The following is a 14,540-nucleotide window of genomic DNA, read 5'->3' as shown; positions in this document are numbered from 1 at the left end:
GGAGTCGTGGGAGGTGGAGTCATGAGCGGCACTGCACCCAAGCCGGCGGCGTCGTCCCCCCCCGAGGCCGGAGGGGCCGGTGGCGGTGCGGCTCCTGCGCCGCCCGTGCGTCCGGTGGCGCCCGTGGCCGCTCCGGCGGGCAACAACCTCTCCCGGGACGAGGGGCTGGCCGCGGGACTGAAGCTGGCCTCGGCCCTGTGCGCGCTGGTGGCGGTGGGGCTGTTCGTCCGCCCGCTGCTCCAGGGCGAGCTGTCCATGCAGCCGAGGATGATCACCCTCCAGCCCACCTTCACCGCGACGCCAGTGGAGGCTCCCTCCGAGGGCAAGGGAGACTCGCCCACCCCCGCGCCGCGGGAGCTGCCGCGGGACACGGTGACGCGCGAGGAGCGCGCCGACTTCGATGGGGCCATTCTGATGGTGGAGTCGGAGCCGTCCGGTGCCACCATCCTGGTGGACGGGAAGGACCAGGGCGAGACGCCCGTCTCGGTGGGGCTCGAGTGCCTCCCGGGGACGCCGGTCCTCGTGGAGCTCTCCCTGCGCGGCTACGAGAAGGCGAAGCATCGCACGCTCTGCCCGCACGACGCGCTGGTGAAGGTGACGGCCCGGTTGCGCAAGGGCTCCGGGAAGTCCTCGGGCAAGAAGTAAGCGGCGGCGGCCTCCGTCCTGCTAACGTCGAGGGACCGGGAGGCGGGAAGTGGACGTGGACGGGCTCGAAGGTGGGCTCGGCCGAGCTGCCTTGCCGGAACTCGTCCGGGAGCTGACGGACAGGGGAGGCCGCTCCGTTGAAGCTGTTGCTGGTGGAGGACTCGCGTTCCGTCATTGCCTTCCTCGAGCAGCTCCTGCGCCGGGAGCCGGACATCGAGCTGCTGCCGCCCGTGGCCAATGGTCGCGACGCGGTGGTGGCGGTTCAGCGCTGGAGCCCCCAGCTCGTGCTGATGGACCTGGTCCTGCCCGGGAAGATGGATGGGGTGGAGGCCATTACGGAGATCATGGCCACGGCGCCGTGTCCCATCGTGGTGCTCAGCGGGCAGCTGGACACGCCGGGGAGGGACAGGACCTTCGAGTCCCTGCGCGCGGGAGCCGTGGACGTGCTGGCGAAGCCCACGGCGGGGGGCCTGGAGGCGGTGAAGGAGTTCCGGGAGCGGCTGCTGCGCACGGTGCGGGTGATGGCGCATGCGCGGGTGGTGGGCCGGAGGAGGATGTCGCTGCGCACGCCGACGGTGCTGCCCGCGGTGCAGACGCCGCTTTCGGTTCCGGTGGCAGCAGTCGAGACGAAGCCGTGCTCGCTGCTGGCGATTGGCGGCTCCACGGGAGCGCCGCCGCTGGTGTACGAGCTGCTGCGCGCGTTGCCGTCGCCGGCGCCCTTTCCGGTGGTGGTGGCGCAGCACATCGTGCGGGGTTTCGAGCCGGGCTTCGCTCGGTGGCTGGGAGGGACGGGGCACCGGACGATGGCGGCGCAGGGAGGAGAGTGGCTGGAGCCGGGAGCGGTGTACGTGTCGCCGGCGGACAGGGATTTGGTGGTGCGAGGGGGCCGGTTGCAGACGCAGCCCTCGAGGGGCGTGGCGGTGCCCTCGGTGGACGTGCTCTTCGAGAGCGTGGCGGGTTTCTACGGAGCGAAGGCGGTGGGGCTGTTGCTGACGGGGATGGGGGAGGACGGGGCGAGGGGGCTGTTGGCGATGCGCCAGGCGGGAGCGCTGACGGTGGCGCAGGACGGGGCGAGCTGCGTGGTGGACGGGATGCCGGGAGCGGCGAGAGCGATGGGGGCGGCGAGCCAGACGCTCACGCCGGGGGAGATGGCCTCGCTGTTGGTGTCGCTCGGGAGGCCCCTCCCTCCTTCGCCCTCCGGGAGAGGATCCCCCCAATCGTAGAAGGGGGGGCAAGCCCCCGGGGTGAGGGTACCGGGGTTCCCGGGTTGAGCTGCCCACCCAACATTCGAAGTCATATTCTCGTGCCAACTTCTCCGGTCATGTCTAAAGTGACCAAGCATGGGGAACGAACGGCCTGACGAAGAGGCCCCGCGGGAGCAGCAGCTCCGGGGTGGGGCAGAGGAGCGCATCAAAGAGGGGGACGGGGGGCTTCCGCTGTCCTTCTACGAGCGGCTGCGGTCAGCCTCCGTGGACGAGAAGCTGGTGCTGGCACGCGAGGCAGCCGGCCATCCGGAGTTCGACGAGGAGGATGCCTTCGAGGTGGGCAGCTACGTCGAGGAGGCCCTGAATCATGCGGGCCGCTACGCCGAGCTCGAGGGACTGCTGGATGACTGGAGGCAGCGGGCTCCGCGCGTGTACGAGGCGGAGCCGGCGGTGAGCACCTGGCGCGTGGAGTTGGCGCTGCGGTTGCCGGGGCGGGATGTGAAAGAGGCGCTCGTGTCGCTGGCGAGGCGGACGGGGGATGCCGCGCTGGTGGCGCGTCTGGCCGAGTGGTGCCTCTACCGCGGCCAATTCCATGAGGCGCATGCGGGCCTGCTGGAGGCGTGGCCGCGGGTGCGCGAGGACGATACGCTCGCCGAGTGGACGCGCGTGGACTACGTGACGCGCGTGGTGCTCACCTGCATGGACGCGGAGTTGAGGGATGCGCCGGACCTGTCGCCGGAGCGGTTGAAGGAGGAGTTGTCGCGCTTTGGCCGGGCGGTGCCGCACTGGGTGGCGGAGGGGCTGGAGCAGCGCACGGGCCGGCGGCCCTGGGAACGCCGCGAGGGGAAGGCACTGCTCGACCTGCCGACGGAGGCGTTCTTCGACGAGCAGCGCGCACTGGTGCTGACCTTCGAGCCGGAGCTGCGCGTACGCCAGGGGTGGCCGTGGGGGCGCACGCAGCTGCTCTTCCCGGAGCTCTTCCATCTGCTGCCCGGGCCTTCCGGGCATGGCGGGGTGGTGAATCGGGCCATGCACCTGCTGCTGCCGAGACTCTCTGACCTGGAGAACTGGGTGCGTAGCATGGGGGAGGAGCGCCTCCTGCACCCGCATGTGCACGCCGCCACGGCGCTCGCGCTGCGCCCGTGGGGCGAGTACCTGCACCGGCTCGGGTTGGTGGAGGACGCGGAGCTGGCGGAGTGGTGGGAGCAGGCCTGGGAGTTGCTCTCGGTCCTGCCTGAGCAGCTCGCGGTGTCGAATGATCCATTGCTTGTCGAGGAGGCCCACCGCTTCCTCCGGGGAGGTTGGCCCCATGGCTGACGGTGGTTCCCGGACCCTGGTGCGCGGGATTCTGGAGCATGGGGAGAAGCTCCCCGAGTCCCTGCACTCGGACATTCTCTCTCTCGGCACCGAGGCGGTGGCGCCACTGGTGGAGCTGCTGCTCGACGAGTCGCTGGCCGGAACCGAGGCACAGGGAGCGGGCCATGCGCCCATCCACGCGGTGGAGCTGCTGACGCAGCTGAAGGCCCCCGAAGCCATCGCGCCCATGGTGCGGCGGCTGATGGACACCGAGCCGGGGGAGGTGCTCTACGACGAGCTCCTCTACGCCCTGGAGGAGCTCGGGCCCGCGGTGGCTCCCGCGGCGCTGGAGGCCCTGGCCAGCGCGCGCGACGAGGCGGAGCGCTTCGGGTTGCTCTCCGTGCTGTCCCACAGTGGCGTCAAGGACGAGCGCATCTACGCGGCGCTCCTCGAACAGCTCCAGGAGGACTCCGTCGCGGCGGCGATGAACCTGGCGCTCTACGGTGACTCGCGCGCCATCGAGCCTTTGGGGGCGGCCCTCACGGCCCATGAGGTGGACGAGGATGCAGAGGACTTGTTCGCCAACCAGACGGTCATCGAGCTGCAGCTCGCTATCGAGAAGCTTGGTGGGACGCTCGATGCGGCGCAACTCGAGAAGGTCGCCCGGGCTCGAGGCTCCCGCCACCGGCTGAGTACGTTGTTCCAGCGCATGCTCGACACGTTGCCTCCACCCCCCGCGGGGCGGGCCCCGCGTCCCGGGCGCAACGAGCCGTGCTGGTGCGGCAGCGGGGTGAAGTACAAGAAGTGCCACCAGGGCTCGGAGCCCCGGTAGCGGAAGGGCCCCGGCGCGCGACGCGGACCGGGGCCCGATGGGGGCGGGTTATCTCACGGCGTGGTGGTGGACGCCTCGCCCGTGGGCTCCGTGCAGCTCACGCGGAAGTCGCGAGTCTCCGCCTGGTAGTCCTTGAGCTGGAGCGGCTGTGCGTCCGGGGTGATGGTGGGCGTGGCGCCGTTGGCGCACTGCCAGGCCGGCGACGGGCTCACGGAGAGAGCCAGCTGCTCGCCGCCACTGGGCAGGTTGTTGACATGGTAGCTGCAACGGCCGCGGCTGACTCGCACCGTGCGGTTGCCCAGCACATCCTCGGGCGTGCCCGCCGGAGTCACCTTGAGGCCCAGGTTCGCGCAGAAGTCTCCCGTCTTCGGGCCTACCTCGTCGGCCAGCGTGATGATGCCCGTCACGGTGCCGTTGCCCTCACGCGCCCCCCCGGTAGCGTTACGGCTCGTGCCGCACCCGGCGGCGGTGGTGAGCAGCAGGATGGCGATGGCGATGGCGATGCGATTCATGACTCTCGGACTCCTCGATGGATGGATGAACGCCTGACGTGCAGACGGCCTGGGAGGCGCCACTCCGACAAACACGCCGGGCCTTCATTCCAGCCCTCTCCGTGTGCGGGTTCCGCGAAGTCTTCCTGGCTATTCCAGGTACTGGACGCCTGAATCCATACGCGCAGTACGGGCTATCAGGCGCGGTTTATGGACAGAAAATGCGGGGGCTTTGGGGAGGGGATTGCCGGTGGGCTCACGGGTGGTGGGGGACGGGCGGTTGCCGTGGAGGCCCTGGGTGGAGGAGGGTGGAGCCCCAGCGGGAGGAACAAGAGGCGATGAGCGACGAGCAGAGCTGGAGGCCGGTGGAGGAGGGGCGCACGCTGGGGTTGGGGGGAGCGGAAGGCGGCACCATTGTCCGGGACGAGGAGCACCCGGCGGGGTTGCGCCTCACCCTGGAGGAGGAGCCCTCTCGCTCGTTCTACGCGGTGACCTGTGGGGTGGCGGGCTGGCTGGTGCACAGCCGCTTCTTTGGGAGCGAGGCCGAGGCCCACGCGGCGTGGGATGAGATGAAGCCTGCGCTGTTGGAGCTGGTGGTGCAGCTGCCCGCGGGGGGGGCGAAGCCGCTGGAGCCGGCAACGCGTGAGGCAGGGGCGAAGCTGGGGGCCTTCGTGGCACGCTTCCCCTGAGCCTGGAGGCACAAGCGGGGAGGCCCGAGGTCCGCGAGGTCCTCAGGTCTCCCCGGTCAGAGGGCGGCTCATGTTCGCTTAGTAGGTACCGCCGAGCTGCAGCAGCGCCTGGTAGCGCCCGGTCCAGATGTCGTTGTCGACAGGGGCGAATTCCTGCTCGAACGGGATGTTGTAGCTCACGCGGGCGTCCGCGGTGAGCAGCGAGCCGATGTTGTAGCGCAGGCCCACGCCGGCCGGCACGTACCCGCTGGTGTCGTCCTGGTAGTCGGCGAGTGGAGCGAGGCCGCGCACGTTGTGGTTCTCGATGCCGATGCCGCCCATCAAGTAGGGCTGGAGCTTCGTCGGGCTCAGGCCGATGGTGACGGCCGCCTGGCCGCCGTTGCGGATGATGTCCCCGCCGTCCGCCGCGCCGCCCGGCCCGAACGTGTCGATGTCGGTCATACCACCGCTGTAGGCCAGCTCGAGGCCCAGGCCCCTGGTGGGCTTGAAGCCAACGGTGGCGCCGTACGAGAAGCCAACATTGAGATCGGGAGCGAGCTCACCGGTGTAGCCCTCGGTGCCGGCGCCCAGGAGGACGTAGAGTCCCTTGTCGGAGCCCTGCTCTTTGGTCTGGTAGACGCTCTCGCTGTCAACACCGGAGCCGCCGTAGGCTGGATCCTTCCAGTCCTCTCCTGCCAGGGCCGCGCCGCCCCACAGCGCCGCCACGCACAAACCCAAACGGATGACGGACTTCATGTCCTGGACTCCTTTCAAGTGTCCGCTGGCAAGCTGGAGTCGCGTGTAGAGGGACTGCAACGGTGTGTGAAGTGCCGGCCCGCTTCCCTGGTTGGTGGAACGTCAGGCGGGGCAGGGGTGTCCAGCCCGCGTGCATCGTCCCTGGTGGCTGTGGTGTGTCGTGGTGGCGTGTCTGCTCGTGGTGTCTCCGGACCGGGCCGTCGCCGCGGATGTCTTCGAGTCCTGGCTGCGTCCCGCCCAACCTCCCGCGGACGGCTTCGAGTCGTTCCCCGTCTCTCCGCACGCGTCGGCCGGGAGTGAGGTGCGCGCATTGGCGCGGGGGCAGGTGGTGGCGGTGGGGCAGGGGGGACGCTCGGTGACGCTCGAGCACTTGTTTCACGAGAACCACGAGCTGCGGCGTGTGCGCTCCGAGTACACGGGGTTGGAGGGCGTGACGTGGCGCCCGGGGCAGAGCGTGGAGCGCGGGCAGGGGGTGGGCCGGGTGGGAGCGGGGGGAAAGCGGGAGGTGCGGCTGCTCGAGGGGAGCCGGGTGCTGCCGGACGCCGAGGCGAGGCGCTTCACGGAGGCGCGCGGGCGGCTGCCTCTGCCGGCGGAGGAGTCGGTGCTGCTGCTCATCTCGCACGCGGCGAACGAGCTGAGGATGTACGAGCGAGGCCGGGAGGTGCGGCGCGTGGAGGTGGGCTTCGGCCAGGGCGAGGGCCGCAAGCGGCTGCGCGGGGACAACCGGACGCCGATGGGGATGTACTTCGTGGTGGACAAGCACCGGGGCGACTTCCCCGGTGCTTACGGGGCCTACTACGGAGGCCATTGGATACGCCTGAACTACCCGAACCCGTGGGACGCGGACTGGGGCGTGTCGCAAGGCGTCATTTCGCGCAACGTGCGCGACGGCATCGCCCGGGCGTGGCGGGAGCGCAAGCTGACGACGGCGTCCACGAAGCTGGGCAGCGGCATTGGCCTGCACGGGTGGGCGGGGGAGTGGTCGCTGGCGGAGAGCGGAGGACGGCTCTCCTGGGGTTGCGTCGTGCTGCACAACCCGGACATCACCGCGCTGTATGGCCGCGTGCCGCCGGGGAGCATGGTCGTGATTTTTTGAGCCAACCGGACATGTCAGACCCAGGAGGGATACTGCGTCAGTGCGGCGTTCCTTCGAGGGGGGTTCACCATGATCCGCCAGACCAGACAGCATTCGATGACCGAGCAGGACTCGGTGTGCCTGGGCTTCCCGCGAGTGGGGAGCGAGGCGCAAGCGGCCCGGTCCGAGAGCCGGGGACTGCCGACGTTCGTGTCGGCGGCGCCGCCGCGCTCGGAGGGAGAGGCGCTGTTGAGGCGCATCTTCTCGCGGGGCGAGCGGTAACCCGTTTCCCTACACCCCGTTCGTCAACGAGCCCCGTCCCCAGGTCCCCGAGAAACCCCGCTCCCAAGAAACCCCGCCCCCAAGGAACCCCGCTCCCAAGAGTGACAGATAACCCCTCTCCCCCCGGGAGAGGGACGGGGTGAGGGTATCTCGGGCCACGGGTTGTGCGCGCCGGTCGGAGGCTTGCGAGGGGTCCACCGAGGCTGCGACGTTCTCCCCATGGAAAGAGCACTCGAGCGAGTCATCGAGCACCTGTCCCGAGCCCGGAGTGTGCTGTTCGTCACGGGGGCGGGGATCTCCGCGGAGTCGGGCGTGCCCACGTACCGGGGAATCGGGGGGCTCTACAACGGGAAGACGACGGAGGGGGGAGTGCCCATCGAGGTGGCGCTCTCGGGGAGCATGTTCCGGCGGAAGCCCGAGCTGACGTGGAAGCACCTGCATGAAATCGAGCAGGCGTGCCGGGGGGCAACGTTCAACCGGGCCCACGAGGTTCTGGCGCTCATGGAGGGCTGCTTCGAGCGCTGCTGGGTGCTCACGCAGAACGTGGATGGCTTCCACAAGGCGGCGGGCTCGAAGAACGTCATCGACATTCACGGGGACATCCACGACCTGCGCTGCACGCGGTGCGAGTTCACGGAGCGGGTGAAGGACTACGCGCATCTCGCGCCGTGTCCGTCCTGTCCCCAATGTGGCTCGGTCGTGCGCCCCGAGGTGGTGCTCTTCGAGGAGCTGCTGCCGCCGGAGAAGGTGGCGGTGATGGAGCGGGAGCTCACCCGGGGCTTCGATCTGGTGTTCTCCATCGGGACCTCGAGCCTGTTCCCATACATCACGGGGCCGGTGCTGGAGGCTGCGGGGCGCCAGCGGCCCACCGTGGAGATCAACCCGGGGCGGACTGAACTCTCGGACGTGGTGGACGTCCAGTTGCAGATGGGCGCGGTGGCCGCGTGCGAGGCGTTGTGGGCCGCACGTGACAAGTGGAAGCGCGGGTGAGCTCCCGTTCCTGCCCTACTGCTCCGAGTCCCACAGGCGCGCGAGCGCAGCCACGCGCTCGCCCCGGCCGGCGACGAGGAGCACATCCCCCGCTTGCAGCATGGCCTCGGGGATGGGCTCGTTGACCACGCCCCGGTGCTGGATGGCAACGACGTTGAGCCCATGCGTCTGCCGCAGCCTCAGCTCCTGGAGGCTCTTGCCCTCGGCGCGCTCGGGCACGCGCAGCTCGGCCAGTGCGTAGCCGTTGGGCAGCTCGGTGCTCGACTGCATGCTCGTGTGCAGCAGCAGGCGCGCGAGCTGATCTCCCATCTCCGCCTCCGGGTACACCACGCGCGTGGCCCCCGCGAGCGCCAGAATCTTCCCTCGCTGCCGGTTGGAGGAGCGCGCCACCACCGTCTTCACCCCCAGCCCCTTCAGCACCGAGGTGCCCAGCACGGCCGCCTCGAAGTCCTCCTCGCCCAGGGCGATGACGGCCGTCTCCGCCTTGCCCACCCCGAGCGCCCGCATGGCCTCCTCCGAGGTGCAGTCCGCCTTCACCGCTTGCACCACCACATCCTTGATGGCCTCCACTCGCTCCATCGAGAGGTCCACCGCGAGCACCTCGCCACCGGCCTCGGTGAGACGCCGGGCCACGTGCTCGCCGAACTGTCCCAGGCCCACCACCACGTACGTGCGCATCGTCGTTCCTCAGCCCACGACAATCTTCGTCGAGGGGTAGCTGTAGCTCGCCCGCGCCTTGGACAGGCCCACCGCGAGTGCCAGGGTGAAGGGGCCCAATCGCCCCACGAACATCAGCGCGCACACCACCAGGCGGCCCACCGCCGATAGCTGCGGCGTCACCCCGGTGGTCATCCCCGCGGAGCCGAAGGCGCTCACCGCCTCGAAGAGCAGATCCCGGAAGGGCAGATGAGGCTCGGCGGTGAAGAGGAGGAAGGCCAGTGCGAAGAGCAGGCCGAAGGAGATGAGCGTCACCGCACACGCCCGGTACACGGTGGCCGGGGGCACGCTGCGCCCCATGATGTCCACCTCGGAGCGGTTGCGCAGCAGGGCTCGGAAGGTGAAGGCGAGCACCGCCACCGTCGTCGTCTTCACCCCGCCCGCGGTGCCTCCTGGCGAGCCGCCGATGAACATCAGCATCAGGCTGAGCAGCATCATGGGCGTGCCCAGCTTCGCCAGGTCCACCGAGTTGAAGCCCGCGGTGCGCAGCGAGACGCTCTGGAAGATGCTGGCCCAGAGCCGCTGGCTCCAGGAGAGCCCCGCGAGTGAGTGGTTCCACTCCAGCACGAACCAGGCGAGCGCCCCGCCCAAGCCGAGCGCGGCGCTGGTGAGCAGCACCACGCGCGAGTGCACGGGGAGGTAGCGCCAGACGCGCCGCGGGCCGCGCTCCCTCCACAGCCCCCAGTCCAGCAGCGAGGTGACGACGGGGAAGCCCAGGCCGCCCAGGGTGATGAGGGCCATGACGGTGAGGTTGGCGCCGGGGCTGCCCACGAAGCGCATGAAGTTGTCCGGGTACAGGCTGAAGCCCGCGTTGCAGAAGGCGCTCACCGAGTGGAACAGCGCGGAGAAGACGCGCTCGGAGGTGGGCAGCACCCTCCCGTCCGGGGCCAGCTCCAGCGAGGGGTAGAGGGCCACCGCGCCCAGCACCTCCAGCGTCACGGTGATGAGGGACATGGAGTAGAGCAGCCCCTGGAAGCCCTGGACCGTGTCCTCCTCGAGAATCTCCTGCATGGCACCACGGGTGCGCGCGGACAGCTGGCTGCGGAAGGCCAGGGCCAGCGTGGTGGTGAGCGTCATCAGGCCCAGGCCGCCCACCTGGACGAGGCCCAGAATCACCCAGTGGCCAAAGGAGCTGAAGTAGCTGCCGGTGTCCACCACGGACAGCCCCGATACGCACGAGGCGCTGGTGGCGGTGAAGAGCGCCACCTGGAAGGGCGCGCCCAGGCCGTCGCGCGTGGCCGCGGGGAACATCAGCGCCAGCGTGCCCAGGAGAATGGTGAGCAGGAAGGAGAGACACAAGAGCGGCAGCGGGCGCCGCAGCAGGGCTTGGAGTACGGGCCGGGCAGGACGCCAGGCCACCAGATCAATCAGCTCCCGGGCCAGCAGGCGGAGGGCGAGCAGGGTCGCCGCTCCCTGGGGACCGCTCGTTCCAAGCGACAGCACCGCCGGCACCGCGAAGAGCAGGTCCGGCCACCGGTGGCGCCACAGGCGCAGGCGGAAGGCCCAGGCGTCGCGCAGCACCTCACCGCCGAAGGCGGCCACCACCGCCCCGGCCAGCAGGGCCGCCACGGCCTCGCGCCAGGGCGCGTCCGTCCGACTCACGGTGAACTCGAAGACGACCAGCGCCACCACCGTGGCCCGGCTCAGCCGGCGCAGCCTATCGGTCCGATTCCGGGGGCGGCGGCGCGGCTCCTCGGGCAAAGGCGGGGGAGGAGGCGGCTCGGGGAGGGGGTCGGGCATCGCCCGTGGGCTCGGGGAGTTCATCACGGCGGAGGGCCGACCCTATCGCACCTCCCCGGGAAGCAGGGCCCATCGAGATGGCCCCCCGCCTGGCCCCCCGCCCTCCCTTCCCCGGATGCTGAGGGGCCGGCCGGCCTGTCCTGCCCCGGTTCCGAGGAGGGGGTTTGCTCCAGGGCTGTCGGACATGGCACAAGTTACCTGGAATGTTGTGGCGAGACGGCATGCATGGCCTGCGGGCGCTGACCCTGGCGGTGGTGATGAGCCTGGGGGCGTCCGCGCTCGCGCTCGATCCGTCGCGCCGCGTCACGCAATACAGCCACGACTCCTGGAAGGACGTGGACGGGCTGCCGCAGAACTCCGTCTACGCACTCGCGCAGACGCGGGACGGCTACCTGTGGGTGGCCACGTGGGAGGGCCTGGTCCGCTTCGACGGCGTGCACTTCACCGTCTACGACAAGCGCAACACGCCCGAGCTGCGCGAGGAGCTCATCGGAGCCCTCGCCGAGGACCTGGCCGGCACCCTGTGGGTGGGCACGGCGCGGGGGCTGCTCTCCTTCCGCGAGGGCCGCTTCCAGAGCCTGGAGCTGGCGCCAGGGCCAAGCGAGGTGGAGGTGCTCGCGCTCGCGCCCGGTGGGGACGGGAGCGTGTGGGTGGGTACCTCGCAGGGCCTCTTCCAGGTGCGGGACGGGCGAAGGCAGCTGCGCTACGGCACCTCGGAGGGGCTGCCCTCCGCGAAGGTGTATGCGCTGCTGAAGGACCAACGCGGTGTCCTGTGGGTGGGGACGGAGAAGGGACTGGCGCGTCTGTCCGAGGGCCGGTTGGAGCCAGTGCGCCTGCCCGGGGGCACGGGCCGAGGGGTGGTGCGGTCGCTGCTGGAGGACCATGAGGGCGCGCTGTGGGTGGGGACGGAGTCGGGCCTGGTCCGCTTCCAAGAGGACCGTGTCCGCCTCTTCACCACGCGCGACGGGCTGCCGGGTGACAAGGTGCGGGCCCTCACGGAGGACCGGGACGGCAACCTGTGGGTGGGCACCGAGGAGGCCGGACTGGCGCGCCTGGCCGACGACACCTTCGCGGTGCTCGGGCCTCAGCAGGGGCTGGCCGGCGCGGGCGTGTTCTCCCTGTTGGAGGACCACGAGGGCTCGCTCTGGGTGGGGACGGCGTCGGGAGGACTCCACCGGCTGCGCGACGCGGCCTTCGTCGCCTTCGGCCAGCCCGAGGGCCTGCGCGACGAGCTCGTCTCCGTGGTGCTGGAGGACAAGCAGGGGGCGCTGTGGGTGGGCTCCTATTCGGGTGGGCTGACGCGCATGAAGGACGGCGAGCTCACCCACTTTGGCCAGGAGTCGGGGCTGCCCCCGGGCAACCTGCGCGCGCTCGCCGAGGACCGGGACGGCAACCTGTGGGTGGGCACCTCCGCGGGCGCCTTCCGCTATGACGGGCGGAGCTTCACCCGGCTGGGCCGCGAGCAGGGCCTGGTGGATGAGGTGCTCTTCTCCCTCTTCGCCGACTCGCGCGGTGACGTGTGGTTCGGCACGCTCGGAGGCCTGAGCCGGCTGCACGAGGGCACCTTCACGCACTACGGCCCGGCGCAGGGCGGCCCGGAGGAGCCTGTTGTCTCCATCGCCGAGGACTCCACGGGGACCCTCTGGTTCGGCTCCTTCGGAGGGCTCTACCGGCTGACGGCCGACGGCACCTTCACCCACTACACGACGGCGGACGGGCTGGCGGGCAACCGCGTGGTGGACGTGTATGCGGACCCTCGGGGCAGCTTGTGGGTGGGCTCGAGCACGGGCCTCACGCTGATGCGCGGCGGGCGCTTCACCCGCTTCACCACCGCGCAGGGCCTGGTGGATGACGCCGTCTTCCGCATCCTCGAGGACGCCGAGGGCCACCTGTGGATGAGCAGCAACCGGGGCATCTCCCGGGTGTCGCGGCGCGAGCTGGAGGAAATCGCCGACGGCCATCGCGACGCGGTACGGCCGCTGCTCTTCGATCGGCGCGACGGCATGCGCAGCGCCGAGTGCAATGGCGGCATGTTCCCCTCGGGCTGGCGCACGCGCGACGGGCAGCTGTGGTTCCCCACGCTGCGGGGCCTGGTGGCGGTGGAGCCGTCGAAGGTGGTGGTGCAGCGGCCGCTGGCCCAGCCGCGCCTGGAGGAGGTGCGGGTGCAGGGCCGGCCGGTGCCGATTGCCGGCACGCTGGTGCTGGAGCCGGGGCGGCGGGACGTGGAGTTCCGCTTCACCGCGCTGTCGCTGGAGGACTCCACGCGGCCGCCGATGCGCTACCGGCTGATAGGCCACGACGAGGACTGGGTGGATGGCGAGGACCGGCGCTCCGTCTCGTACACGAACCTGTCCCCGGGCAACTACCGCTTCATGGTGACGGCCGCCAACCGGGACGCGGTGTGGACGGACCCGGGGCCCGTGGTGGAGCTGACCGTCCTTCCGCACTACTACGAGACGCCGTGGTTCTTCGTGCTGTGCACGCTGGGCGTGGGGGCGCTCGCCGTGGGCCTCTATGCGCTGCGGGTGGGCCGGCTCAAGCGCCGCGAGCGCTGGCTGGAGGCCCGCGTGGACGAGCGCACGCGCGAGCTGGCCCGGGCCAACCGCGAGCTGGACGAGAACCTGCGCGCCCTGCGTCAGGCCCAGGCCCAGTTGGTGCAGGCGGGGAAGATGGTGGCGGTGGGCACGCTGGCCGCTGGTGTGGGCCACGAAATCAACAACCCGCTGGCCTACATCGTCTCGAACCTGGACCACGTCAGCGCGGAGACGGCGGCGCTCAAGCGCGAGCTGCCCGAGGGCGTCCCCGGTCGCAAGCGGCTGGAGGAGATGGAGCGGGCGTTGAGCGAGGCCCGGCATGGCGCGGACCGGGTGCGGCGCATCGTCCAGGACCTGAAGACGTTCTCCCGAGGCGACGAGGAGCAGCGGGGGCCGGTGGACCTGCACGCGGTGCTGGACTCGGCGGCGAAGCTGGCCAGCAACGAGCTGACGCCCCGGGCCCGGCTGGTGAAGGAGTACGGCGACTCCGGCTGGGTGGACGGCAACGAGTCGCGCCTGGCCCAGGTCTTCCTCAACCTCATCATCAACTCGGCCCAGGCGCTGCCGGAGGGACAGGCGGCCAGCAACGAGGTCCGGCTGGTGACTCGGCTCGAGGGCGAGCGGCTGGTGGCCGAGGTGCGCGACACCGGATGTGGGATACCCCCGGATGTCATAGGTCGCATCTTCGACCCCTTTTTCACTACAAAGCCGGTGGGTGTAGGCACAGGGCTGGGACTGGCCCTATGTCATCGATTCATCACGGCGATGGGGGGGGAGATCGCCGTGGAGAGCGAGCCGGGCAAGGGGACAGTGGTTCGTGTGACACTACGGGTCGCGGCGGCGCCCGTGAGCCAGCTTCAGGGAGTGCGTTCAATGCAACAAGAGCAGGAAGGAGCGCGCGTGCGCGGCCGGGTAATGATTGTCGATGACGATGTGATGGTGAGCTCGGCGTTGAGGCGGACGCTGGCGCGCGAGCACGACGTCGAGGTGGTGACGAGCTCGCGTCAGGCCCTGGAGCTGCTCAAGGGGCCGAAGGGCGCGGAGGTGGACGTCATCCTGTGCGACCTGATGATGCCGGACCTGACGGGCATGGAGCTGCACGCGGACCTGGTGGAGTCGGCACCGGCGGTGGCGAAGCGGATGGTGTTCGTCACCGGAGGGGCCTTCACGCCGGCGGCGCGCACCTTCATGGACACGGTGAAGAACGCGCGGGTGGACAAGCCCTTTGATCCGCAGGTGCTGCGCGAGCAGGTGCGCGAGTGGGTGATCCGCTCGCGCAATGGAGGCCCGGGCCAGGCGGCCTGAGGCG

Annotated in this window: 13 protein-coding genes; 9 read left to right on the top strand and 4 right to left on the bottom strand. The window is 70.4% G+C overall.

Translation table 11 applies throughout. From position 1 onward, the window contains the following. Nucleotides 1-21: 21 nt before the first annotated feature. From OV287_RS51375 to OV287_RS51360, 4 genes are all read left to right on the top strand, one after another. A complete protein-coding gene (locus OV287_RS51375; protein WP_267541436.1) occupies nucleotides 22-645 on the top strand; it encodes a PEGA domain-containing protein in 624 nt (207 codons plus the stop codon). 137 nt (nucleotides 646-782) lie between these two features. Further along, the gene (locus OV287_RS51370; protein ID WP_267541435.1) at nucleotides 783-1,868 is read left to right on the top strand and encodes a chemotaxis protein CheB; all 1,086 of its coding nucleotides are present in this window, start codon (nucleotides 783-785) and stop codon (nucleotides 1,866-1,868) included. A 117-nt stretch (nucleotides 1,869-1,985) separates the two neighbouring features. Continuing rightward, the gene (locus OV287_RS51365; protein WP_267541434.1) at nucleotides 1,986-3,167 is read left to right on the top strand and encodes a hypothetical protein; all 1,182 of its coding nucleotides are present in this window, start codon (nucleotides 1,986-1,988) and stop codon (nucleotides 3,165-3,167) included. Beyond that, nucleotides 3,160-3,978 (top strand): SEC-C domain-containing protein, encoded by an 819-nt coding sequence (locus tag OV287_RS51360; protein ID WP_267541433.1) that lies wholly within the window; start codon nucleotides 3,160-3,162, stop codon nucleotides 3,976-3,978. Before OV287_RS51365 ends, OV287_RS51360 begins: the two co-directional genes overlap by 8 nt. A 53-nt stretch (nucleotides 3,979-4,031) precedes the next feature. Here the strand turns inward: OV287_RS51360 and OV287_RS51355 are convergent, their stop codons facing one another. After that, on the bottom strand, nucleotides 4,032-4,490 hold the full coding sequence (locus tag OV287_RS51355; protein ID WP_267541432.1) for a hypothetical protein: 459 nt from the start codon (nucleotides 4,488-4,490) through the stop codon (nucleotides 4,032-4,034). A 317-nt stretch (nucleotides 4,491-4,807) separates the two neighbouring features. Here OV287_RS51355 and OV287_RS51350 point away from each other — a divergent pair, with 317 nt between their 5' ends. Next, a complete protein-coding gene (locus tag OV287_RS51350) occupies nucleotides 4,808-5,158 on the top strand; it encodes a hypothetical protein (RefSeq protein ID WP_267541431.1) in 351 nt (116 codons plus the stop codon). Between the two features lie 78 nt (nucleotides 5,159-5,236). Here the strand turns inward: OV287_RS51350 and OV287_RS51345 are convergent, their stop codons facing one another. Next, a complete protein-coding gene (locus OV287_RS51345) occupies nucleotides 5,237-5,893 on the bottom strand; it encodes an outer membrane beta-barrel protein (RefSeq protein ID WP_267541430.1) in 657 nt (218 codons plus the stop codon). A gap of 130 nt (nucleotides 5,894-6,023) precedes the next feature. On the opposite strand from OV287_RS51345, the gene OV287_RS51340 reads away from it, so the two are divergent. The 3 genes from OV287_RS51340 to OV287_RS51330 all read left to right on the top strand — a co-directional run bounded on the left by OV287_RS51340 (nucleotide 6,024) and on the right by OV287_RS51330 (nucleotide 8,240). After that, complete coding sequence (locus tag OV287_RS51340) at nucleotides 6,024-6,989, top strand: L,D-transpeptidase family protein (RefSeq protein WP_267541429.1); 966 nt, start codon at nucleotides 6,024-6,026, stop codon at nucleotides 6,987-6,989. Nucleotides 6,990-7,058: 69 nt separating this feature from the next. Further along, complete coding sequence (locus tag OV287_RS51335) at nucleotides 7,059-7,250, top strand: hypothetical protein (protein WP_267541428.1); 192 nt, start codon at nucleotides 7,059-7,061, stop codon at nucleotides 7,248-7,250. A 219-nt stretch (nucleotides 7,251-7,469) separates the two neighbouring features. Then, nucleotides 7,470-8,240 (top strand): SIR2 family NAD-dependent protein deacylase, encoded by a 771-nt coding sequence (locus tag OV287_RS51330; RefSeq protein ID WP_267541427.1) that lies wholly within the window; start codon nucleotides 7,470-7,472, stop codon nucleotides 8,238-8,240. Between the two features lie 15 nt (nucleotides 8,241-8,255). Here OV287_RS51330 and OV287_RS51325 read toward each other — a convergent pair whose 3' ends face one another. Then, nucleotides 8,256-8,918 carry a potassium channel family protein gene (locus tag OV287_RS51325; protein ID WP_267541426.1) on the bottom strand — a complete coding sequence of 221 codons (663 nt, stop codon included), beginning with the start codon at nucleotides 8,916-8,918 and terminating at the stop codon, nucleotides 8,256-8,258. A 9-nt stretch (nucleotides 8,919-8,927) separates the two neighbouring features. After that, entirely contained in the window at nucleotides 8,928-10,697 is a 1,770-nt protein-coding gene (locus OV287_RS51320; RefSeq protein WP_267541425.1) for a TrkH family potassium uptake protein, read from the bottom strand. Nucleotides 10,698-10,918: 221 nt separating this feature from the next. Between OV287_RS51320 and OV287_RS51315 the strand changes: the two genes are divergently transcribed. Then, nucleotides 10,919-14,536, top strand: a complete 3,618-nt coding sequence (locus OV287_RS51315; protein WP_267541424.1) for a two-component regulator propeller domain-containing protein — start codon at nucleotides 10,919-10,921, stop codon at nucleotides 14,534-14,536. The last annotated feature ends 4 nt before the right edge of the window (nucleotides 14,537-14,540 follow it).

The organism is Archangium lansingense, from assembly GCF_026626635.1.
GTDB lineage: Bacteria > Myxococcota > Myxococcia > Myxococcales > Myxococcaceae > Archangium > Archangium lansingense.
Note: the sequence above shows the minus strand (reverse complement) of the source record. Positions and strands in the feature narration are given on the sequence as shown.